Origin of the sequence: Bacillus sp. AFS015802 (genome assembly GCF_002561455.1) — a bacterium.
Taxonomy (GTDB): Bacteria; Bacillota; Bacilli; order Bacillales; family Bacillaceae_B; genus Rossellomorea.
The window spans coordinates 11,339-34,417 of sequence record NZ_NTUP01000063.1 but is presented as its reverse complement, the minus strand read 5'-3'; the positions used below and the strand labels follow the sequence as shown (position 1 = coordinate 34,417).

Annotated in this window: 23 protein-coding genes and 1 riboswitch; of the genes, 21 read left to right on the top strand and 2 right to left on the bottom strand. The window is 45.0% G+C overall.

The genetic code is table 11. From position 1 onward, the window contains the following. Window positions 1–22 precede the first annotated feature (22 nt). From spoVAEA to CN378_RS16425, 4 genes are all read left to right on the top strand, one after another. Window positions 23–619, top strand: a complete 597-nt coding sequence (spoVAEA, locus tag CN378_RS16440; protein WP_098353582.1) for a stage V sporulation protein SpoVABEA — start codon at window positions 23–25, stop codon at window positions 617–619. Next, entirely contained in the window at window positions 585–2,063 is a 1,479-nt protein-coding gene (locus tag CN378_RS16435) for a spore germination protein (protein ID WP_098353581.1), read from the top strand. Before spoVAEA ends, CN378_RS16435 begins: the two co-directional genes overlap by 35 nt. 76 nt (window positions 2,064–2,139) lie before the next feature. Then, window positions 2,140–3,438, top strand: a complete 1,299-nt coding sequence (lysA, locus tag CN378_RS16430) for a diaminopimelate decarboxylase (RefSeq protein ID WP_098353580.1) — start codon at window positions 2,140–2,142, stop codon at window positions 3,436–3,438. 361 nt (window positions 3,439–3,799) lie between these two features. Then, a complete protein-coding gene (locus CN378_RS16425) occupies window positions 3,800–4,174 on the top strand; it encodes a GNAT family N-acetyltransferase (RefSeq protein WP_098353579.1) in 375 nt (124 codons plus the stop codon). Window positions 4,175–4,198: 24 nt separating this feature from the next. On the opposite strand, the gene CN378_RS16420 is transcribed toward CN378_RS16425, so the two are convergent. Then, complete coding sequence (locus tag CN378_RS16420) at window positions 4,199–4,717, bottom strand: DUF309 domain-containing protein (RefSeq protein ID WP_098353578.1); 519 nt, start codon at window positions 4,715–4,717, stop codon at window positions 4,199–4,201. 164 nt (window positions 4,718–4,881) lie between these two features. Between CN378_RS16420 and CN378_RS16415 the strand changes: the two genes are divergently transcribed. The 15 genes from CN378_RS16415 (at window position 4,882) to CN378_RS16345 (ending at window position 19,987) form a co-directional block, all read left to right on the top strand. Further along, window positions 4,882–5,646: a segregation/condensation protein A gene (locus CN378_RS16415; protein WP_098353577.1), complete on the top strand. Its 765-nt coding sequence runs from the start codon at window positions 4,882–4,884 to the stop codon at window positions 5,644–5,646. Continuing rightward, window positions 5,633–6,226, top strand: a complete 594-nt coding sequence (gene scpB, locus CN378_RS16410; protein ID WP_098353576.1) for an SMC-Scp complex subunit ScpB — start codon at window positions 5,633–5,635, stop codon at window positions 6,224–6,226. The genes CN378_RS16415 and scpB overlap by 14 nt, the downstream gene beginning before the upstream one ends. A 243-nt stretch (window positions 6,227–6,469) precedes the next feature. Next, a complete protein-coding gene (locus CN378_RS16405) occupies window positions 6,470–7,636 on the top strand; it encodes a D-alanyl-D-alanine carboxypeptidase family protein (RefSeq protein WP_098353575.1) in 1,167 nt (388 codons plus the stop codon). Then, the gene (locus CN378_RS16400; RefSeq protein ID WP_098353574.1) at window positions 7,629–8,222 is read left to right on the top strand and encodes a nucleoside recognition domain-containing protein; all 594 of its coding nucleotides are present in this window, start codon (window positions 7,629–7,631) and stop codon (window positions 8,220–8,222) included. Before CN378_RS16405 ends, CN378_RS16400 begins: the two co-directional genes overlap by 8 nt. Next, the gene (locus CN378_RS16395; protein WP_098353573.1) at window positions 8,223–8,750 is read left to right on the top strand and encodes a spore maturation protein; all 528 of its coding nucleotides are present in this window, start codon (window positions 8,223–8,225) and stop codon (window positions 8,748–8,750) included. 147 nt (window positions 8,751–8,897) lie between these two features. Further along, window positions 8,898–9,629, top strand: coding sequence for a pseudouridine synthase (locus tag CN378_RS16390; protein ID WP_098353572.1), 732 nt, complete (start codon window positions 8,898–8,900; stop codon window positions 9,627–9,629). Between the two features lie 258 nt (window positions 9,630–9,887). Continuing rightward, on the top strand, window positions 9,888–10,418 hold the full coding sequence (resA, locus tag CN378_RS16385) for a thiol-disulfide oxidoreductase ResA (protein WP_098353571.1): 531 nt from the start codon (window positions 9,888–9,890) through the stop codon (window positions 10,416–10,418). A gap of 31 nt (window positions 10,419–10,449) precedes the next feature. Continuing rightward, window positions 10,450–12,126 carry a cytochrome c biogenesis protein ResB gene (gene resB / locus CN378_RS16380; RefSeq protein WP_098353570.1) on the top strand — a complete coding sequence of 559 codons (1,677 nt, stop codon included), beginning with the start codon at window positions 10,450–10,452 and terminating at the stop codon, window positions 12,124–12,126. Continuing rightward, window positions 12,107–13,282: a c-type cytochrome biogenesis protein CcsB gene (gene ccsB / locus CN378_RS16375; RefSeq protein ID WP_098353650.1), complete on the top strand. Its 1,176-nt coding sequence runs from the start codon at window positions 12,107–12,109 to the stop codon at window positions 13,280–13,282. Before resB ends, ccsB begins: the two co-directional genes overlap by 20 nt. Before the next feature lie 130 nt (window positions 13,283–13,412). After that, complete coding sequence (locus tag CN378_RS16370) at window positions 13,413–14,129, top strand: response regulator transcription factor (RefSeq protein WP_098353569.1); 717 nt, start codon at window positions 13,413–13,415, stop codon at window positions 14,127–14,129. Beyond that, window positions 14,126–15,892, top strand: coding sequence for an ATP-binding protein (locus CN378_RS16365; protein ID WP_098353568.1), 1,767 nt, complete (start codon window positions 14,126–14,128; stop codon window positions 15,890–15,892). Before CN378_RS16370 ends, CN378_RS16365 begins: the two co-directional genes overlap by 4 nt. Before the next feature lie 253 nt (window positions 15,893–16,145). Further along, complete coding sequence (gene sigX, locus CN378_RS16360) at window positions 16,146–16,700, top strand: RNA polymerase sigma factor SigX (RefSeq protein ID WP_098353567.1); 555 nt, start codon at window positions 16,146–16,148, stop codon at window positions 16,698–16,700. Beyond that, window positions 16,672–17,892 carry a hypothetical protein gene (locus tag CN378_RS16355; protein WP_098353566.1) on the top strand — a complete coding sequence of 407 codons (1,221 nt, stop codon included), beginning with the start codon at window positions 16,672–16,674 and terminating at the stop codon, window positions 17,890–17,892. Before sigX ends, CN378_RS16355 begins: the two co-directional genes overlap by 29 nt. Before the next feature lie 234 nt (window positions 17,893–18,126). Further along, window positions 18,127–19,023: a peptidoglycan DD-metalloendopeptidase family protein gene (locus CN378_RS16350; protein ID WP_098353565.1), complete on the top strand. Its 897-nt coding sequence runs from the start codon at window positions 18,127–18,129 to the stop codon at window positions 19,021–19,023. A 106-nt stretch (window positions 19,024–19,129) separates the two neighbouring features. Beyond that, a riboswitch (FMN riboswitch) is annotated at window positions 19,130–19,264 on the top strand. Window positions 19,265–19,417: 153 nt separating this feature from the next. After that, window positions 19,418–19,987 (top strand): ECF transporter S component, encoded by a 570-nt coding sequence (locus CN378_RS16345; RefSeq protein WP_098353564.1) that lies wholly within the window; start codon window positions 19,418–19,420, stop codon window positions 19,985–19,987. A gap of 99 nt (window positions 19,988–20,086) precedes the next feature. Here the strand turns inward: CN378_RS16345 and CN378_RS16340 are convergent, their stop codons facing one another. Beyond that, the gene (locus CN378_RS16340) at window positions 20,087–20,335 is read right to left on the bottom strand and encodes a ferredoxin (RefSeq protein WP_034758261.1); all 249 of its coding nucleotides are present in this window, start codon (window positions 20,333–20,335) and stop codon (window positions 20,087–20,089) included. 223 nt (window positions 20,336–20,558) lie between these two features. On the opposite strand from CN378_RS16340, the gene CN378_RS16335 reads away from it, so the two are divergent. Together CN378_RS16335 and CN378_RS16330 are read left to right on the top strand one after the other, a co-directional pair. Beyond that, on the top strand, window positions 20,559–21,623 hold the full coding sequence (locus tag CN378_RS16335; protein ID WP_179884950.1) for a YpbB family protein: 1,065 nt from the start codon (window positions 20,559–20,561) through the stop codon (window positions 21,621–21,623). Then, window positions 21,601–23,073 (top strand): RecQ family ATP-dependent DNA helicase, encoded by a 1,473-nt coding sequence (locus tag CN378_RS16330; RefSeq protein ID WP_098353562.1) that lies wholly within the window; start codon window positions 21,601–21,603, stop codon window positions 23,071–23,073. Before CN378_RS16335 ends, CN378_RS16330 begins: the two co-directional genes overlap by 23 nt. The last annotated feature ends 6 nt before the right edge of the window (window positions 23,074–23,079 follow it).

The following is a 23,079-nucleotide window of genomic DNA, read 5'->3' as shown; positions in this document are numbered from 1 at the left end:
TAGCAAGGGGCAGGGGTTCAAAATGGACAACAAACGGAAAGTGATCCTGATTACAGATGGAGATGAATACGCAAAGCGTGCCATCGAATGCGTTGCGAAAGAGTATGGGGGACGATGCATCTCAAGCTCTAAAGGAAATCCATCTGTACTGTCAGGACCGGAAATCATAAAGCTGATCAAAAGAGCCAAGAGCGACCCTGTCTTTGTCATGTTTGATGATAGTGGATTCATTGGGGAAGGTGCAGGGGAACGCGCCCTGAAATATGTTGCCAATCACTCAGAGGTTGAGGTCCTTGGGATCATTGCCGTGGCCAGCAAGACCCGGCAGGCGGAATGGACCAGAGTCGATGTGTGCATAGATAAATTTGGTGAGTTGACGCCATACGGGGTCGATAAATTCGGAGTGCCTGAAATGGATGTTGGCAGATTGACGGGCGATACTGTTTATTGCCTGGATGAACTGGAAGTCCCGGTGATTGTCGGGATCGGTGACATAGGGAAAATGGCCAAACGGGATCATTATTCCCAAGGTGCACCCATCACGAAAAAAGCAGTGGAAATCATCTTAGAAAGGAGTGGGTATCATGCCTCAAAAGAAGAAAGAAACACCAATTCCTAAAGATTTAAAACAAATGGAAGATTACATGCAGAACCACGTCGGGCTGAATACGAGTTTTGACATTGGCGTACGCAAACTGATGATATTGAAGAAAGGTGTGCATATTTACTATATAAACGGACTGACCGATGCAGCCTATATCATTGAACTAGTGGAAGAACTTGTGGAGATCAACGACCATGAGCGTGCGACTAGCCGACTTTATGACATTGTACATAATCGTCTTGTCCATCAATCCGTCGAACCGGTGAAAACAATTGAAGAAGCGGTGGATGAAGTGCTCTCCGGATTGATTGCCGTCTTCATCGAAGGATATGAAGAAGCACTGATCGTGGATGTCCGAAGTTATCCCGGGAGGCAGCCATCTGAACCTGATACGGAAAAAGTGGTCCGCGGTTCCCGTGACGGCTATGTCGAGAATATCATCGTCAATACGGCTTTAACACGACGAAGAATAAGGGATCCGAGACTCCGCTTTGAAATCTTCCGTATAGGGGAACGCTCCAAGACGGATATTTCCATCGCATATATAGATGATGTGGCGAACCCGAGTTTAATCGAAGTCATTAAAAAAGAATTGAAAAGCATTAAAATCGATGGGTTGACGATGGCGGATAAAACAGTGGAAGAGTTCCTTGTAAAACAAGGTTATAATCCTTACCCGTTAGTCAGATACACGGAAAGAGCGGACGTAGCTGCCACTCACTTATTAGAGGGGCATGTCCTCATCTTTGTCGATACATCCCCGAGTGTGATCATCACGCCGACCACATTTTTTCACCATCTTCAGCATGCTGAAGAATACAGGCAGTCACCGGCTGTCGGGACATTCGTCAGGTGGACGCGATTTATAGGGGTGCTTGCTTCCCTATTCCTGCTTCCATTATGGTACCTGTTTGTACTGGATCCTTCGCTATTACCCGAAGTCATTAAATACGTGGGACCTCAGGAACAGACCAATATCCCGGTTATCGTCCAGTTATTCATCGCCGATTTGGGGGTTGAGATGTTCAGGATCGCCGCCATCCATACGCCTACCCCGCTCTCCACGGCGATGGGCTTGATCGCCGCGGTCTTGATCGGTCAAATCGCAATCGATGTAGGCCTATTTCAGCCGGAGGTCATCTTGTATGTAGCGGTAGCTTCGATTGGTACATTCGCCACCCCAAGCTATGAATTAAGTGTGGCGAATAAGATAGCAAGGCTTCTTCTCCTTGTGATGGTCGCTTTCTTCCATATTCCCGGGTTGATGATTGGAAGTACCCTTTTCATCCTGTATGTGTCGAATATCAAATCTCTCAATACGCCGTACCTGTGGCCTTTGCTGCCATTCAGTCCGAAGGCGTTCATGCAGATTCTCATCAGGAGATCGGTACCAGGGTCCAAAATCCGGCCAAGTATCGTCCAGCCAAGGAATCGATACAAACAGCCTGCGAAATCTTAGAATATTGCAACAACTCTCATTCTGTGGTAAATTACGTTTAATTAGCAGAGGATTAAAGAGGGGAATGAGACGTTTCATGCATCTTCACGGATCAACGGAAATAGTAAATGGACACTTACAAATAGGAGGGGTCAGTGCCGTAGATCTGGCAGCCCGGTACGGTACGCCCCTTTATGTATATGACACAGCACTTATTAGAGAACGTGCCAGAAGCTTTAATGAAACATTCGAATCCCTTGGAGTGAAGGCGGAGGTCGCTTATGCCAGTAAAGCGTTTTCCTGTATCGCCATCTTTCAGTTGATGAAAGAAGAAGGCCTGTCGTTGGATGTTGTTTCAGGTGGAGAGTTATTTACCGCGTTGAAAGCAGGTTTCCCTCCTGAACGCATCCATTTTAATGGGAATAACAAGTCGAGGGAAGAGCTCCTGATGGCCATCCAGAACCAGATCGGCTGCATGGTAGTCGATAACTTCCATGAACTGGAGCTCGTTAATGAAATATCACGTTCCATGGAACAGAAGACCAGGGTATTACTAAGGGTGACGCCTGGGATTGAAGCGCATACCCATGATTATATCCTTACTGGGCAGGAAGACTCGAAATTCGGATTCGATTTAGGAAACGGCCAGGCTGAACAAGCGATGAAATCGGCTCTTGAGTCTGAAGCGGTTGAATTGTTGGGACTGCACTGCCATATTGGTTCGCAGATTTTTGAAACGACGGGCTTCATCCTGGCTGCCAGGAAGATCATCGAAAAGGTTGCCGGGTGGAATGCGGAATACGGCTTTGATCCAAAGGTCATCAATCTGGGTGGAGGCTTTGGGATCCGCTATACGAAAGAGGATGATCCGATCCCTCCTGCCCAATATGTAAAAGAGATGATCGCAGCCGTTAAAGAAGAAGTGGAAAAGTACAATATAACCATGCCGGAAATCTGGATTGAACCGGGACGCTCGCTTGTCGGGGATGCTGGGACCAGCCTCTATACAATGGGATCGCGGAAAGAGGTTCCGGGCATCCGGAAATATGTAGCGATTGATGGGGGAATGAGTGATAATATCAGACCTGCCCTGTATAAGGCGAAGTATGAAGCGATCATTGCAAACAAAGCAGATCGGCTCCCTGAGGAAACGGTTTCCGTTGCGGGGAAATGCTGTGAGTCAGGAGACATGTTGATATGGGATGTACCCCTTCAGGCCTCGGAAGCAGGGGATATCCTTGCCGTATTCTGTACAGGGGCATACGGATACTCCATGGCGAATAACTACAACCGGATCCCGCGCCCGGCGGTCGTATTTGTTGAGAACGGGGAAGCAAGATTAGCCGTCAGGAGGGAATCATATGAGGACTTGGTGACCTTCGATATGACATTTTGATCACCTGGAATCTAGTCTTTAAGTATATCGTACTTAAAGACTACTTTTTTTGTATACTGGATTACATACTTTAACAAATTTCGATTTTACTATACAATAACTATGACATAAACGAATAGCTATAAACAAAGGAGTCGGTCATGAAGCTCAGTAATAAAGGATTGTTCTTGCTATTAATCGTTGCCGGACTGGTGTGGGGGGTCATCTACTGGATGTTCATCGCCGGGAACTGATTGTTTATGATTTGCGTAATAAAAGCAAATTTAGTAAGATATATAAACGTTCATATCAATTAAATTTCTAGTTTTTGTCTATAATAGAAACTAAATGGATTAGACAAAAAACATGACGAGGGGTAAATATGTTAATTCGGTATAAAAAGGCGTTTGAAAAGATTGCAATGGGATTATTATCTTTCATGCCAAATGAAAAGGATTTGAAGAAGCTTCAACATACGATGAAGCAATACGAAACTGAAGAAAATTGGCAGCTCTTTTTATGGAAAGAAGAGGACATAGTAGGATTAATCGGAGTTTACAAAACAGAAGGCACGTTGGAGATTCAACATATATCAGTCAATCCATCACATCGTCACGAGGGAATCGGAAAATCCATGGTGAAACACCTAAGGGAGATGCATTCCGAACTAGAAGTGAAACCTAATTCGGAAACCGCTTCCTTTTTTGAGAAGTGTGATGAAATGGGACCGACAGAAGTGAACAATGATGAGGAATAAGAGGCAGACCGCCCATACGGGTGGTCAGCCTCTTTTTTTTCTTAAAGCGTCGTTCCGTTCTGCTATCACTCCCGACCGGTCTCTCAGGGAGTGGCGGTGAATGAGCTCTGAATTCGCCAGGTCACTCGGCGAACACCAGCTGTAGCCATTTTCCTCGCACCGGGATTGGACCTTTTCGATAAGTGAATCATCCGTTAAGGGGATGTTGATACTATGATAAGGCTGACCTTGACTGATGTGACGAGCGGTATCAAGAAGCATCTCTTGAAGCTTTCCGGCATCGATTCCAAGCCGGACCATGGCTTTTTGATTCTTTTCGATATTCTTGAGTGCCTTATTTAACGTCCTTTCTGCACCTGCCAGATTCCCCCTTCTATAATGGTAAAAGCCGACGGCAAGCTGTATCAACCCCACCCAGTGGGAGGTCCTGTTTTTGGGATCTGCCTCTTTCCAATATTCTTCTAACACTTCATGGCATTCAAAATAGTCACGATTTCCGTGGAAATACATTAAGAAGTCGACATAGGCCTTTGGATAACCCATAAGATCCCTCCGTTTGATGTAAAGTGATGTAATTGTAGCATAAACCCCTCTGGAAACGACAGCCGGCCCCTTAAATACAAAACTTTCTATTGGAGAATAGTGGTCTATCTACTATACTATTAAGTAGACTCTTGCAAGATTGTAATTAGAAATTTGGTGATAAAGTGGAATACAATGTGAAGATTGACGCTTTTGAAGGTCCTTTGGATCTTCTTTTGCATCTGATTAACTCGTTAGAAATCGATATATATGATATTCCTATGGCTCAGATTACGGAGCAATATATGTTATATGTACATACGATGAAAAATCTGCAACTGGATGTTGCCAGTGAATACTTAGTCATGGCAGCGACGTTACTTGCCATCAAAAGTAAAATGCTTCTTCCTAAGCATGATGAAGGCTTGATGAACGATGAAATCGAATTCGAAGAGGAAGATCCCCGTGACGAACTGGTGGAGCGATTGATCGAGTACCGCAAGTTTAAGGAAGCGGCGAATGAGCTGAAGCACCGTGAAGAAGAACGCGGTCAAGTGTATACCAAGCCTCCAAGTGACCTTTCTGAATTCAGTGAAGAGGTGGAATTAAAGAATACGGACGTTCAGGTATCCCTATATGATATGCTGGGGGCTTTTCATAAATTATTAAGAAGGAAAAAGCTGCAAAGACCCGTTCAAACGAGAATTACAAGACAGGAAATATCCATTGAAAAGAGGATGAATGATATCCTCGAGAACCTGCGGAATCTGAAAAGCCGCACATCCTTTACAAGTCTTTTCCCCACTGATAACAAAGAGCATCTCGTCGTGACGTTCCTTGCTGTGCTGGAATTAATGAAACGGAAACAAATCATTGTCAATCAGGAAAAAAACTTCACGGAAATATTTGTAGAAGCAGGAGAGGAGGCTGGACTTGTTGAGCAGTATTAAATGGAAAGGGATCCTTGAAAGCTTGTTATTTGCAGCAGGAGATGAGGGGCTCTCACTGAAACAGGTCTGTTCGGTACTGGAAATCGAAGAACAGGAAGCGGTGGGTGTCCTTCAAGCCCTGAAGAGTGATTATGAGGAGGATCCGGATAGAGGCATCTACATCATTGAAATAGCCGGGACCTTTCAATTAGTGACAAAAAAGAGCAATGCCGATTACTTGAAGAAACTGGTGGAATCACCCAATGTGAGCTTTCTGTCCCAGGCTGCCCTTGAAACCCTTGCGATTGTTGCTTATAAACAACCAATTACAAGGATGGAAATCGAGCAGATCAGGGGTGTGAAGACCGAACGGCCCATCCAGACCCTGACATCAAAAGGTCTCGTCAAGGAAGTGGGCAGGGCGGAAGGGACAGGCCGCGCTTATTTATTTGGTACAACGAAGGAGTTTCTGGATTACTTCGGCCTGAAAAGCATCGAGGAGCTACCCCCTCTTCCTGAAAATATTCAAGACGAATTCGCCCAGGATGAAGCTGACCTCTTCTTTGAAAAATTCCAGGAAACAATGGAAACGAACGAATAAGATTCGATTGCACAAACAGGCAGGACCCTTTCCCGTTAAAAGGTCCCGCCTGTTTTTTTTATGATAGGAACGTCACGAAAGCAGAAGGGAGGGGCTTTGGTCCCTTCTGTTCTAAAACTCTCCGCAGGGTCGAATTGTGAGGCATGGAAGGCCTGTGAAAAGCCCCTTTACTTTCGAGATTTCATTCATATTACCCCTTGTCCTGCATAAACTTGTACAAACACGTTAGATTTAAAGGAGTAGATGGGTGTGAATCGAAAGAGAGTGAAATTTTACATATATTATTTCCTGATCTTTACTGTATTATTTGTTTCTGTTTCCACTGTGGTTCAAGCCGCCCCTTCTGTCAGTTCACAAAGAGCGATTTTGATGGATCAGGAAACAGGAAGGATCCTGTATGAAAAGGATGCCCATAGTCAAAGCCGCATTGCAAGCATCACGAAGATCATGACCGCTATCCTTGCCGTCGAGTCCGGTAAGATGGATGAGGAGGTAACGGTATCTTCGAATGCAGCGGGTACGGAAGGTTCCTCCCTATACTTGAAAGCAGGAGAAAAGATAAAGCTTGAAGATCTCGTCTACGGTTTGATGCTTAGATCCGGGAATGACGCGGCGGTGGCCATCGCGGAATTTGTTGGGGGGAGCCTGGACGGGTTTGTATATATGATGAATGAAAAAGCGAATGAAATTGGGATGGAACAGACTCATTTCTCCAATCCCCATGGTCTTGACGATCATGAGGACCACTATTCGACTGCCTATGATATGGCCGTTCTGACCAGGTATTCCATGGAGAATGATCTGTATAAGGAAATTGCGGGGACCAAAGTCCACACCGCTCCGAATCCTGAGGAGAAGTGGGACAGGAAGTGGAAGAATAAAAATAGATTACTGACGGAGCTGTATAAATATAGCACGGGTGGGAAAACGGGTTATACGAAGCTGGCGAAAAGGACCCTCGTGTCCACGGCGTCGAAGGATGGGGAGAATCTGATTGCCGTGACCCTGAATGGCCCTGATGACTGGAATGATCATATCGGGATGTTTGAATACGGATTTAAGCAATTCGATTATAAGATCGCCCTGGAAAAAGGCAAGATTGAGAAAATGGACGACAAAGTATATAAAAACCATGCCTATATCAAACGTGAGTCGGTGTTGACTCTGACTGATAAGGAAGTGGGAAAGGTGAAGGTAGAGTACAAAATGCTGAAGCCGAAACAGGAATGGCTGAAGGGGCAAAATGTGCCTGATGTGGTAGGTAAGGCCGTCGTATACGTAGGGGACAAGGAAGTGGATACGCTCCCCATTTTTTATAAAACAACCGGGGAAGAGAAGAAAGAAAAGAGCTGGTGGAAATTCTGGGCTTATTCCTTCGAATCCATCATAGGGGTCCGGGACAATGGTTAATTTGATATGGGTCGGCATGACCATCATCGGACTGATATTCGCGATCATCAACGGGAAAATGGCCGAAGTGAACGAAGCCATCTTCACGTCGGCAAATGAAGCCGTCACCTTGTGTATCGGATTGGTCAGTGTATTAGTGTTTTGGCTCGGGATCATGAGGATCGCCCAGGAAGCGGGTTTACTTGATAAACTGGCAAAGTTGTTCAGGCCGCTTGTGACAAGGCTTTTTCCGGAGGTACCTGATAACCATCCGGCAATGGGCTATATCCTCTCTAACATGATGGCCAATATGTTCGGGCTTGGAAATGCCGCCACCCCACTCGGGATCAAGGCTATGGAGCAGTTGAAAAGCTTAAACGGAGGCAGGGATTACGCCAGCAGGTCGATGATCACATTTCTGGCGATCAACACCTCAAGCATTACCATCATCCCGACGACCGTGATCGCGATCAGGATGAAATATGACTCGGCTTCGCCAACTGAAATTGTAGGTCCGACCCTCATTGCCACGATGCTTTCCACCATTGGCGCGATTCTGATCGACCGTTATTTTCATTACAGGCGTACCCGTCGAGAGGTGAAGTAGATGCAATGGATATCCACGATCTCATTATGGCTGATTCCTATCATGATCGGGTTTATATTAATCTATGGGACCATTAAAAAGGTGCCCACATATGAAGTGTTCGTTGATGGGGGAAAAGAAGGGATTAAAATAGCCGTATCGATCATTCCGTTTCTTATCGGGATGCTGGTGGCCATTACGATTTTCCGGGAGTCAGGTGCCCTTGAATTCTTTGTCGGCTTCATCCGTCCCGCATTACTTGCTCTTGGGATCCCGCCTGAAATAGTTCCATTGGCCATCATCAGGCCGATATCAGGTACGGCTGCACTTGGCATGATGAGTGATATCATTGCAACGTACGGACCCGATTCATTTATCGGAAGGCTTGCCTCGACCTTGCAAGGAAGCACCGATACGACTCTTTACGTGTTGACGGTGTACTTCGGGGCCGTCGGGATCCGGAAAATGGGGGATGCCCTTAAGGTCGGTCTCCTCGCGGATCTCGTCGGAATCGCTGCCGCCATCTTTATCGTCACCCTCATGTTTTAAGGAGCAGCCCTCCATCATGTAGAAGGTAGAAAGGCATAAAGGAACCGGCCGAGACGGTCGATTTTCCTTTATGCCTTTCTATTTTGCCCGGATTATGTAATAATTCATGAAGACCAATGTATTGAAAATTAAATGAGGTGAAAGACCGTGGAACGATTACAAAAGGTTATTGCTCACAGTGGAGTGGCCTCCAGACGCAAGGCAGAGCAATTAATTATAGAAGGTAAAGTGAAGGTCAACGGGAAAGTAGTGAAGGAACTTGGAACAAAGGTTTCCCATTCTGACCGTGTTGAAGTGACAGGGATTCAGATCGAGAGAGAAAATAAAGTATATTATATGCTCTATAAACCAAGGGGCGTCATCTCCGCTGTGACCGACGATAAAGATCGTCAGGTCGTGACGGACTTCTTCCCCGAAATCGAGGAAAGGATCTATCCGGTTGGCAGACTGGACTATGAAACGTCAGGGATCCTGCTGTTGACCAACGATGGAGACTTTGCCAACTCACTTATGCATCCAAGCAATGAAATCGAGAAGACATACGTGGCTAGGCTAAAAGGGATTCCTCCTAAATTCAAGATCCGGGAACTTGAAAAGGGGATCAAGCTGGAGGACGGAATGACCGCTCCGGCCAAAGTGAAGGTCCTGAGCATCGATAAGAAGCAGGGGAAATCAATTGTGGAAATTACGATTCATGAGGGCAGGAACCGTCAGGTGCGCCGGATGTTCGAAGCCCTTGGTTATCCCGTTCAAAAGCTGAAGAGGGAACGATATGCATTCCTTACCCTTCACGGCCTGAACGCAGGTGAAGGCAGGGAGCTGAGTCCCCATGAAGTGAAACAACTAAGAACATTGGCGGAAACAGGAAGCATTCATTAATGACCGTCATGGAAAGTGTCACATATCCTTCATATAATTTACATTAACTTTAATGTGATAAATGATATAATGAGAAAGGAATTTTACCCTAAAATATAGGGATATTTCTCTGCTTATTATCGAGGATATGAAACAGTACGTTATGGCAGGGACTGATCTCATAAGAGCATTCTTATGACGTCAGGCCCTTTGCTACTGTAAAGAGAGAAAAAACTTCTCCATTCTTGAGAACGATTTCAATATGGGAGGCACATGAACATGAATAAGAAAAAACGCAGATTACTCATCCGGACCATCATACTCATTGTGCTGATTTCTGCGGTTGCATATACACTATATGCAAACTTCACGAAGGATGAAAGAGGAATGTTAAAGGCAGGGGACAAGGCTCCCGACTTTGTTCTGACGGATATGGAAGGGAATTCACATCGCTTATCCGATTATAAGGGACAAGGGGTCTTCCTGAATTTCTGGGGAACTTGGTGCAAACCGTGCGAAAGGGAAATGCCTTATATGAACAATCAATTTAAGAAATATCAGGAGCAGGGTGTACAGATTTTAGCTGTGAATGTCGGGGAATCCGATTTCCTGATTAACCGGTTCGTTTCAAAACACGGTTTGGAGTTCCCTATATTAGTAGATAAGGAAGAGGAAGTGCAGAATGCATACGGGATCGATCCCCTTCCTACGACGTTCCTGATCAACCCTCAAGGGGAAATTGAAAAGATCATTACAGGTACGATGACAGAAAACGATATCATCGAAGATTTAGAGAGCATCAAGCCGTAAGGCAGTTTAACTTGAAATAAGGAGTTTTAACATGAAAGAGATTAAATGTGTGTGCGGTCATGTGAATCCGAATGGTACCGTTCTCTGCGAATCCTGTGGCCGGGCTTTAACCGAGGAAGCAAAGAATGAGTTGCTCCATGACATGCGTTATGAAGGGAGTGCAAGGCGTTCCCAAACGTATAATAAATCGATTGTCGACAAGATCTGGAACTTTTTTTCTTCTGTGAAAGTGGGGGTGTGGTTGATTGTTGTCACACTCATTGCTTCAGCAGTCGGGACGATATTGCCCCAGGAACAGTACATTCCGAACGGCCAGCCTGCAGATGAATACTATAAGGACGTCTATGGTTTCTTCGGAGAGCTGTACTATACGGTTGGCTTCCATGATTTATATAGTTCATGGTGGTATTTGCTCCTGATCGCATCGATTGGGGTTTCCCTCGTCATTTGCAGCCTGGACCGTGTGATCCCCCTCTACCGCGCCCTGAAGAATCAACGGGTCACAAGACATGCCGGTTTCTTGAAGCGCCAAAGAATATACGGGAAAACGGAGACGGTTGAATTTCATGAGCCCCTCAGCAAGATAAAAGAAAAGCTGAAGCAGAAAAAATATAAGATCCGGGAAGAGGATGGAAATATCCTTGCCGAGAAGAATCGTTTTTCAAGATGGGGTCCTTATGTGAATCATATTGGTCTGATCATCTTCCTGTTCGGGGGTATGCTTCGATTCGTTCCGGGGATGTACATCGACGAGACGGTGTGGATCCGTGAAGGTGAAACGAGAGCCGTGCCGGGTACGGGCCAGGAATATTACCTGGAAAACAAAGGATTTACCCTGGAGACCTACGATAAAGAAAAAGATAAAGAAGTATTTGGTGATGCCATTGACAAAAATGGGACCATCGCCAAGAACTTCCAGTCGGATGTAGTTCTGTACAAAGAGTCGGGAGAACGTGTTCCCGGTGAGAAGGCAGAACGGACGAAGGAGCAGGAAGATTCCATTAAGGTCAACCACCCTCTTAAATTCGGGAATTTTGCCGTATACCAGACGAGTTATAAATTGGATGAGTTCAAGTCAATGTCCTTCACCCTTGATCAAAAAGAATCAGGGAAGACCTTTGGTAAGTTCACCGTCGATTTGTTCGATCCTCAAGATACATACACATTGGAGGATGGGTATAAAGCCGAATTGATGGGTTATTATCCGGACTTCTCAGGATTTAATGAACAAGGAGAACCTCAGACGAAGTCACCACTACCGAATAATCCCGCGTTCCTCTTTAAATTGTTCTCACCGGAAAAGCCCGAAGGTGAAATCAGTTTTGTGGGGATCCGGAAAAATCTTGAGCCATTGGGGGAAAATGCATATAAATTATCCTTTGCCGGCGTCGAGACGAGAGATGTATCCGCCTTAACGGTGCACAAAGATCTTACTCTCTGGATTTTAGCTCTTGGAGGGGCGATTTTCATGATTGGTGTCATACAGGGCGCCTATTGGCATCACAGAAGGATCTGGATCAGACGGAGTGATGACGGAGATGGAGTGATCGTTGCCGGTCATACGAATAAAAACTGGCACGGTTTGAAAAATGAAATCAGCTATGTATTGAATGGCACTGGGATCCATGAGCCTATCGATCAACAACAAAAGGATGAAGTAAGGAGGAATGAGGATGTCAACGACAGCAATGGCAGAGTGGAGCAGTAATTTACTCTATATATCCTTCATAATGTATTTGATTGCTACATTATTCTTTGGCGGGAGTATCCGACAAAAGAATACGACGGAAACAAATCAGAAGAAATGGGGCTTTATCGGAATACTCTTAACCCTGATCGGATTTGCCTCTCAACTGGGATATTTCTTTTTAAGATGGGGAGCATCGGGACATGCCCCGGTAAGTAATCTGTTCGAATTCACGACATTCTTCGGTATGATGCTTGTCGGAGCGTTCATCATTCTTTACTTTATGTACAAGACGACGATACTCGGCGTCATTGCACTGCCCTTCGCCCTCCTGGTGATTGCCTATGCGAGCATGTTTCCTAAAGACATCAGCCCCCTGATCCCTGCATTGCAGAGTGACTGGCTGAAGATCCATGTGACGACTGTTTCAGCCGGGGAAGCGATTCTTTCCATCAGCTTTGTGGCTGGACTTATCTACTTATTGAAATCCGTTCAGCATACGAAGGGAAGCAGGCAGTCATTCTGGCTTGAAACCGTGATGTATTCGCTGGTTGTCGTATTGGGATTTGTCGTCGCATCAACAGCTTTTACACTGGGGAACTATGAAGCGAACTTTCAATATGTGAATCAGCAGGGAGAAGAAGCGGTTTCTGAATACACACTCCCGGCCCTGGTGGGTCCGAATGAGGGGCAGTTATTAACCGCTGACGCGATGAAGCCGCTGGTTGAAATGCCTGCCCTCATCAACGCGAAGAAGTTGAATACCGTGATCTGGTCATTTATGACCGGTACAGTCATTTACCTTATTCTGCGCTTGATCTTCAGAAAGCGGATCGCTGCAAAGATGCAGCCGCTGGTGAAGAATGTGAATCTTGACCTTATGGACGAAATTGGTTACCGCTCTGTATTGATCGGGTTTCCTGTTTTCACCCTTGGAGGACTTATCTTTGCCATGATATGGGCGCAGATTGCCTGGACCCGCTTCTGGGGATGGGACCCGAAAGAGGTATGGGCATTGATTACATTCTTATTCTATGCCGCTTTCCTTCACCTTCGCCTGTCAAAAGGGTGGCATGGTGAGAAATCAGCATGGTTAGCCGTCGTAGGTGTTGCCATCATTTTATTCAACCTTGTAGCCGTGAATCTGATCATAGCCGGTTTACACTCATACGCTTAATCAACGAATCGAACGGAAAGGAGCTGACCATCATGAGAATCCGATTCTCTTTCTAGTCAGCTTCTTTTTTTATAAAAAATAGAGGATAATATGGTTAATATGGTTTAAGTAGACAAAGGAGGAAGAACCCATGGAGGAAAACATTCGTATTTTAGTGGTAGATGATGAAGACCGGATCAGAAGACTATTAAAGATGTATTTGGAGAGGGAAAACTATGAGATTGATGAAGCGGAAAATGGTGAACAGGCGTTAGAACTGGCCCTCGAACATCATTATGATTGTATTTTACTCGATATCATGATGCCCGGGATGGATGGGATCGAGGTCTGTCAACAGCTTCGTGAAAGTAAGGCGACCCCCGTCATCATGCTTACAGCCAAGGGGGAGGAAGTGAATAGGGTACAAGGTTTCGAGGTCGGGACGGATGACTATATCGTGAAGCCGTTTTCCCCCCGTGAAGTGGTCCTCAGGGTGAAAGCGTTATTAAGAAGATCGACCAAGTCAAGCTTCATTCAGACGGATGCTAAAGCAAAGGACCTGATCGTGTATCCCCACCTTACAATAGACAACGATGCACACCGGGTGACGGCGGATGGAATCGATGTCAATCTCACTCCTAAAGAATATGAACTCCTATACTTCCTGGCGAAAGCGCCGGATAAAGTGTTTGATCGTGAACACCTCCTGAAGGAAGTATGGCATTACGAATTCTTCGGTGATCTGCGTACGGTCGATACTCATGTGAAGCGCTTAAGGGAGAAGCTGAATAAAGTTTCTGAAATGGCAGCCAAAATGATTGTGACCGTATGGGGAGTGGGCTATAAATTCGAGGTAACAAATGAATGAGGCTATGGCGTAGTGTAGTAGGGAAACTATGGCTGACCATCCTGCTGCTGGTTTCCTTTGTATTATTTATTCTTACGATCTTATTACTTGAATTCTTTCAAAATTACCATGTGGACGTGGTGGAGAAAGAGTTGACACATACAGCTGAAAAAGTGGCCAGGGTCATTGAAAATCATAATGACCTGACCCTTGGTATGGAACTGGGAAAAGAGATCATCGATGAGCCTGTGAATATCATCATTTCACTTGATCAAAATGAATCTCTCTATTCCCAGGACTCGACGGTCTTTCAAAAGAAAATCCACGATTATATATCGAAGGATAACAAACTTCAATCTGTCAAAAGCAGGGAGATCACCGTCAAAAAAGAGGTTGAACTCTCGAAGGAGTCGTCGTCCAATCGATATGAGAATGTCATCATTGTCGGGACTCCACTCCATATTAACGGGGAAGACGGGGCTGTTTATCTCTATCAGTCCATGGGAGTCATCAAAGATACGACACGACAGACCACCAAGCTGATCCTCCTGGCGGCAGGGATTGCCATCATCCTGACAACCATCTTTGCGTTCTTCCTTTCGACACGTATCACTGCGCCCCTCAGGAAAATGAGAGAGGCAGCTTTCGAGGTGGCAAAGGGTAAGTTCGATACAAAGGTACCGATCCTGACGAAGGATGAGATCGGTGAACTCGCGACAGGCTTCAATCAGATGGGGAGGCAGTTAAAGTTTCACATCAACGCACTGAGTCAGGAAAAAGAACAGCTTTCATCCATTCTCAGCAGTATGGCTGATGGGGTCATCACCTTTAACCGGGATGGCACCATCCTGATCACCAACCCTCCTGCAGATCGCTTCCTGCAGCACTGGTATTATGAGCAAAGCGAAGAGGGAGGGGAGGCGATCCCGACTACGATAAGGGAATTGCTGCAAAGTGTGGTCGTAACCGAAATGGAACAGACCGGTGAACTTAGCCTCCAGGGCCGTTCCTACGTGGTGATTGTCAGTCCCTTATATAATAACAATACCATCAGGGGAGCCGTCGCTGTGGTCCGTGATATGACGGAAGAGCGTAGATTGGATAAGCTTCGTAAGGACTTTATCGCCAACGTGTCCCACGAACTCCGCACACCCATATCCATGCTTCAAGGATACAGTGAAGCAATCGTGGATGATATCGCCGGATCCGAAGAAGAAAAGAAAGAAATCGCCCGCATCATCTATGATGAATCGCTTCGGATGGGTAGACTCGTCAATGATCTTCTGGACCTGGCCCGCATGGAAGCGGGGCATATCACCCTTAACAAGGATGTGATAGGCGTCATGCCTTTCACAGAAAGAGTGACCAACAAGTTCATTGGCCTGGCAAAGGAAAAAAAGGTTGCCATCTACTTCGAAAGCGATGTGGAAATCAATAAGGAAATCTATATGGACCCCGATCGTATTGAACAAGTGCTGACCAATCTCATTGATAATGCGTTGAGGCATACCCCGACGGGAGGGGAAGTGACAGTTTCCCTGACGGAAAAGAAAGGCGGGTATCTGTTCCATGTGAGGGATACGGGATCCGGGATACCTGAAGAAGATCTTCCTTTCGTATTCGAGCGTTTTTATAAGGCTGATAAAGCCCGGACAAGAGGGAAATCCGGAACAGGTCTTGGTCTCGCGATCGCAAAGAATATCATTGAGTCCCATAAAGGGCACATTCAAGTGCAAAGCAAAGTCGATCAAGGGACAACCTTCACTTTCTTTCTTCCTATTTAGCCAAGGTTCGATCATATCCATAGAAACGTGACGATTTTTCTTGTTACATGGGAAACATTCTTTGTTTTTAGCTTTCGTTAGAGAAGGTTGTAGAAAAAGAGTTCGTCGGCCAACAGGGAGGCATCCTTGTTGGCTTTTTTTATGCTGAGTCTATCAATAGGGGTCTTTCCTTTTCGCCAGAAAAATACTATATTGATAGTGTGTAACTTTTTTACATATATAACGACTAATAATTTGACGGGGAGGGAATCGAGTGGACTCCGTTTTTGAGAAACTATACTCTGATTATCATCAGGATGTATTTCAATTCCTCATATACATGGTACAGAATAAACAGCAGGCTGAAGATTTAGTCCAGGAGGTTTATATCCGGGTGCTTAAATCCCATGAGAATTTCGAGGGGAAAAGCTCTGAAAAGACATGGCTTTTCTCGATAGCGAAAAATGTAGCCATTGATCATTTCAGGAAACAGAAAAATTGGAAGAATCGAATACTGGATAAATTCGATTGGAGTCGGAATGATGTTACAGACGATGGGGCACTCCCCGAAGAAATCGCCGTTGCTCATGAGGAAATCCAAATGTTGTATGAATGCTTGAAGCACTGTTCAACGGACTTTCGAATGGTGATTATCATGCGTTACTTACAGGAGCTTTCAATCACTGAAACCGCTGAGGTGCTTGGCTGGTCGGAAAGCAAAGTGAAGACGACCCAGCATCGGGCAATCAAATGGTTAAGGCTTGAAATGAACCATCGGCTCCCAAAGGAGGAAAGAGACATTGAACCAGTCAGAATGGAAAGATCGTGATATCGAGGAACTGATCAAAAGGCTCCCTCAAATCAAAGATGATCGAACCTCTCAATATATCCACGCACGAATGGATCGCAAAAAGAAACGTCCATATTCATTTAAACGATTCATCCCTGCAGTTGCAGCACTTGCCGCCATCTTCATCTTGTTCCTGCTTGCCCCTCCCGTTTTAAATCAATTTTCTGAAACGGGCATGGAGAAGTCCGAGTCGGATATGTCGGTTTCTTCAGGAAACTCAGAGGGTAAAATGGAATTGGCTCCCGAAAGAAAGGAATCTGTCGCTCAAACGGAAGCAAAGAAAGAAGATCAGGCAGCCCTAACGGAAAGTGGTGAAAAGGAGAACAATCCCTTGTCCGAAGACTTAAAAGAACCTCACACAAGACTTTCCCTCTATAAAGATGACCTGATGGGAAAGGAATTCTATTCCTTTGGACTTGTCTCGACGGATGCGGTGCCCATACCCGTATCGGTTGTCGACGAACCGACAGGGGAAGATTGGTTGGCACGTCATGAGCAGATTGCGGAGGAGCTGCCTGAAGCCGAATGGGGACTCGAGGATTACCTGCCTTTAGATGGAGAGTTTTCTCTCGACAAAGACAGGGTCATCTTCACTCTTGATTCCCATCATTCTTACAGTGGCAGCAGTGCGGTTGAATATGCTTTTTATCATTCTCTTCAATATTCATTCCAGCATAAAGGCCTGGATGAAGTCATACTGAGAGAGCATGACGGCTCTGTCCCTGAATTCAGTTCCACGGGGGAATTCTCAAAGATCGATTTGAATGAAAAAGACCATACGGCTTATTATCTTTATTCTCCGAATGGAAGGGATCGCTTCCTGGTTCCTGACAATATAAACAGAGGAAGCATCAAAGAGTCCATCCAAGCGATGAAAACGGCAGAAACCGGCCTCTTCCAAAGTGTCATCCCAAAAGACATCAATTTTAGTGTGACAGAAGCAGACGGAGTGGTGACATTCAGCTTCTTGAACGAGTTGGATTTAAACACCTTGGATGAGATGGCCGCACTTGAGATGATTGAAGGGATATTGCTGACAAGCAAAAGCTCCGGATTCGATGAAGCCAGGTTTGAAAACATCAAACAGGAAACCTGGAACGGTTTCGATTTCACGGGACCCATCGAAACGCCGATCAGCCCGAATAAAAAAAGCTTAATAAATGATATGTAGCCTAAAAACCAGAAGCGGGAAAAGCAGCCGTTTCTGGTTTTTTTATATTTTCAAAGCGTTAAAAGAATATTTTGGCCGTACTTAGCCACACTACTCTAGAAAAATGACCTCACATTGAATAATGCATCCGGCCTGTTCATATAGTGGGATGTGAATGCAATGAGAGAGAAAAGGCTAGAATGATGTCATACATAGAAATCGAGGTACGTCTGTCAATTTTGAAGGAGGACAAGCATGATTTTCGATTATGCAAGAAGACTTTTCATCGTAATCCTATTGGCGTTATGTGTGGGTATGATGTTCTTAACCGGTAATGTGGCGAAAGCAGAGGGGAATGGGGTGATAAAGGATACCTTATCATGGACGTTCCCTGTTGAAGGAATGATTACAGATTCATATGGGACAAGGTCGGGTGAACATAAGGGGATGGATATCGGGGGAGAGATCGGTTCACCTGTATATTCAGTCGCAAAAGGGAAAGTGATCAAATCGTATCTATCTAAAAGCTACGGACATGTCGTTTTCGTAAGGCATGAAAACGGCTATGAAACGGTGTACGCCCACCTTGAAAGCAGGCTGGTGGAAGAGAATCAACAGATTGAACAAGGTGAGCAACTGGGGCTTTTAGGGAATACGGGAAGGTCCACGGGAGCTCATCTCCATTTTGAAATACACAGGGGAGAATGGACGATCGATAAGGAAAATGCGATCGATCCCTATCTTGTATTTGGACACGGTGAAGTAGGACAGCTTGTGTTCGCCAAAGAGAAGGATCCCTATCAGGCCGTTGGTGTGGCTGGAACCCCTGAGTCGGATGGCGTGTCTGATGGTATACATAAAGTGAAGCACATCGTTCATAAAGGAGAGACACTTTGGGGGATTTCTCAACAATACAACGTGTCAGTTGAAGATGTTATGAAAGAAAATGGATTGGAAAACGCCCAATTAATGATCAATCAGATATTGATGATCCCGGGATCTCCCGAGAAGGGACAATACGTAGTGAAGCAGGGGGACACGATCTATTCCATCTCGATTGCTCAGGGAATCGATGTGGACGAACTAGTCTCCAAAAATGACCTGGATCCCGAATCGGCTATTTATCCTCAACAGGTCCTGTTGGTGGAATGATGCCGGCGTAGATCCGTGGCAAAAAAGGATATATTTCGAATTCGAACTGTTTCTCTTCACATCATCCCGGATATTATGTATAATGAGAATGTATAAAAAAATAAAGATTCGTCTTCGGGGCAGGGTGAAATTCCCTACCGGCGGTGATGAAACAATTTGTTTCTAAGCCCGCGAGCCTTTAGGGGCAGGATTTGGTGTGATTCCAAAGCCGACAGTATAGTCTGGATGGGAGAAGATGAAGGTTATTGCCATAACGTTTAGAAAATGGGAAGCTAAACGTTTATTAGGGTATGCCTTTCATTCTCCTGGGTGTTTATATCCGGGAGTTTTTTAATGCTACCTTAGGCTTGAGCCGTCTTCGAAATGAGATGAATCTCCTAAAGGAGAGAGAGCTATGAAAAAAATGAATACGCGCATGTTTGTAACTGTTGGTATGTTAAGTGCCATCTCGTATGTGTTAATGTTATTCAACTTCCCAATTCCACCATTTCCAAAGTTTTTGATGGTCGATTTCAGTGATGTCCCTGCATTGATTGCAACGTTCACATTAGGACCACTTGCAGGTATACTGGTCGAACTCTTTAAAAACGTGATTGATTACGTGATGACAGGGAGCGATACGGGTGTTCCGATTGGTCATGCAGCTAATTTTGCAGCCGGGGTGCTACTCATCCTTCCGACCTATTATATTTATTCACGCTTTCAATCGAAGAAAGGTTTGTTGATCGGACTGATCACAGGAACGGTCGTGATGAGTATCAGCATGGGGATACTGAATTATTTCGTGTTCCTGCCTGCTTATAAATACTTCATGAATTTTGAGCTTCCTGCTGAAATCATCATTACAGGAATCGTGCCGTTCAACATCCTGAAGGGAATTCTGGTAACATCCGTCTTCGTCTTACTGTTCGTCCGCCTTCAAGGCTGGTTATCAAGACAAACGGCCTTAAATAAAGCGGCATAGTGATCATATAAAATCAACCCCTCGACATATGTTTGAGGGGTTTTCTATTGCGATCAAAAAAAGACTAAGAAGAAAAATTCTCCTTAGTCTTGATTTTTGCTATTCAAATTTAAGTGCGTCCCCATCGAACGGTTCGTCGGATACTTTTATGGAATCTGTCGGGCAGCCTTCGAATGCATCGATCATATCATCTTCCAATACGTCAGGAACTTCAACGGTACCCTGGTTATCATCTAATGTTACAAATGCAATACCTTCATCATCATAGTCGTAAATATCTGGAGCGGCAGCCCCGCATGCTCCACATGCAATGCATGTATCCTTGTCAACGATCGTATATTTTGGCAAAGAAAAAACCTCCCGAATAAATAATTCTATATAATTCATCATTATACACAATGTCCATTTGTGAAAAATCACTTAATGTTTATTTTATAGAGGATTCAATAACTTTTCAATAGTTAGGTGCTCTCTTTTTATTTTTATCCTATATAAGAAAAACAAAACATGGCCAAAAGCCAAATTCATGGTACAATATTTGACAATAACCTACATATTAAGGAGTAGAGAATTGACCTATCTTAATTATGTGATTCTATATTGTCTTTTACAAATCAATGGAGAGCGCTCCATTTACTCAGTATTCCATATTTTAAAGGGTAAAAAGTCTTCTCAATCGATCCAGGATGCACATATCTTTCATTTACAGCCCTTTTTCCTGTCGTTACCAAGGCTGAAGCGTCCATACTTCAATCAGAAGGTAAGGGAGCTAACGGAGGCGGGATGCATCACCATGGGGGAAAATGATAATGCCATCGTGACCCCCGGGGGAGTAAAAGCCGTGAATGACCACTTTATGGGTGATGCATTCCCTTCCAATATGAATGGGCTCACCTATGGTGATCAAACCAGGCTGTTCTGGATGAGGCTGAGCCTTCTTGTACAGGTGCTTTCCAATGCAAAACGACAGGAGACCCTCTATTACCCGGTTCAGCGAAATAAGTATATTCAGGAATGGGTAAAGAATTGCATAAGGACCAACCCCGATAGAGATAATCTGTCTACGATCCTTTATAAAGAGCTCACCACCGTGTTCGGAGTCATGAAGGGCGATCCATCCATTCTGGTTTATCGCTTAACCGGATATAAAGACTATGGGTGGACAGAATTGCAGGTGGCGGAAACGTTGGGCATGAATGAAGAAGAGTTACGGTTCCGATTCCTGAATCTGCTCCACGGTATATTGACAGTAGTCGAAAGGGACCCTTCAGGATATCCTCTATTGTATTCAATCAGCTTGAACAGTGATCATAGACAGAACCTGACGATTTCGACGAGCAAGACGTATGACTTATATAAGCGGGGACATTCCCTTGAAGAGATTTCAAGAATCAGGAAATTGAAACTCAATACCATTGAGGATCATGTCATTGAACTGATCCTGACACAGGGAGAACTGGATATTGATCCGTTCATTACCCGGGAAGATTATGTGAGGGTCCTTCAGGTGATGAAGGAATCACAAACGAAAAGGCTTAAACCCATTAAAGAAAAGCTTCCTCAATTGACCTATTTTCAAATCAGGGTAGCGATCGCGAAGGCAGGTGAGACACGTGAATTTGCAGCAGGAACTTAAAGAGAGATTCGGTTATTCTTCCTTCAGGGAAGGCCAGGAAGATATCATCCGTTCCGTGGTGGATCGACGGGATACGGTCGCCATGCTACCGACCGGAACAGGAAAGTCATTATGCTATCAGCTGCCTGGATATCTGATGGATGGACATGTTTTGATCATCTCCCCGCTCCTCTCTTTAATGCAGGATCAAGTGGAACAGATGAAAGTGATGGGGGAAAAGCGGGTCATCGCACTGAATTCTTTTTTACCTTACGCGGAAAGAAAAAGGGCACTGGAACAACTGGATTCGTATAAGTTTATTTTCATTTCACCGGAGATGTTAATGAATGCAAGTGTGGTTTCCTCCCTGAAGGCACTGGATCTTTCCCTCTATGTCATTGATGAAGCCCATTGTATCTCTCAGTGGGGACCTGATTTCAGGCCTGATTATTTAAAGCTTGGAGAGCTGAAGGAGATGCTTGGGAGCCCGACCACCCTGGCATTGACCGCTACGGCAACGGAAGAAGTCAGGAAGGACATCAAGGAAGTGCTTCAAATGGATACCGCCATTGAGATGGTGTATTCAGTCGATCGAGGTAATATAGGATTGTTTGTCGAGAAGGTAACGGGGCAGAGTGAAAAGCTGGATGCATTATTGGAATATGTGAAGTCCTGGGGCGGACCGGGAGTTGTTTATTTCTCAAGCAAACGCATGGCTGAAGATGTCGCTCACTGGCTTTTTGAGAACGGTGTGACGGGTGTTGCCCATTATCATGGAGGCATGGAACAGGAGGACAGGATCTTGATCCAGCAGCAATTTCTTTCTGGAAAGCTGAGAATGATCTGTGCCACCTCGGCTTTTGGGATGGGTGTGAATAAAGAGGATATCCGTTTTGTCATTCACTTTCATTTCCCATCGAGCATCGAAGCGTTCTTGCAGGAAATCGGAAGGGCGGGCCGTGATGGAGAGAGCAGTGTATCTGTCGTTCTATACTCTGAACAGGATCTTTCCTTGCCCTTGCAGCTCATCCAAAGCGAACTGCCTGAAGATGATCAAATTCATGGGTTCATTGATAAAAGAAGAGACTCTCAGTCCAAAGAGTTGATTGAACAGCTTCAGCTGACCGAGGTACAGTATCGATTCCTTACGTATTATATAAATGAGCTGACTGGCGGCCGGTCAGTCGATCAAGATCGATTACTCGAGAAAGTGAAACAGATACGGAACCATCGTTTACAATACAAGAAGGACAAGCTGTACGCCATGATCAATTGGCTTCAGGCCGAGGCGTGCAGGCGGGAGAAGCTTCTCCATTATTTCGATGAGAAACCGTTCGGGGAAAATCCCTTTTGCTGTGATGTATGCGGGGATTCGCCCTGGGCATTCAAAAGTAAACCTTTCACGCTGGATACACAGGATCCCGGCGTCACCAGCTGGGAGAAAAGGTTGGAAAAATTATTATTAGGATAAGTGGTA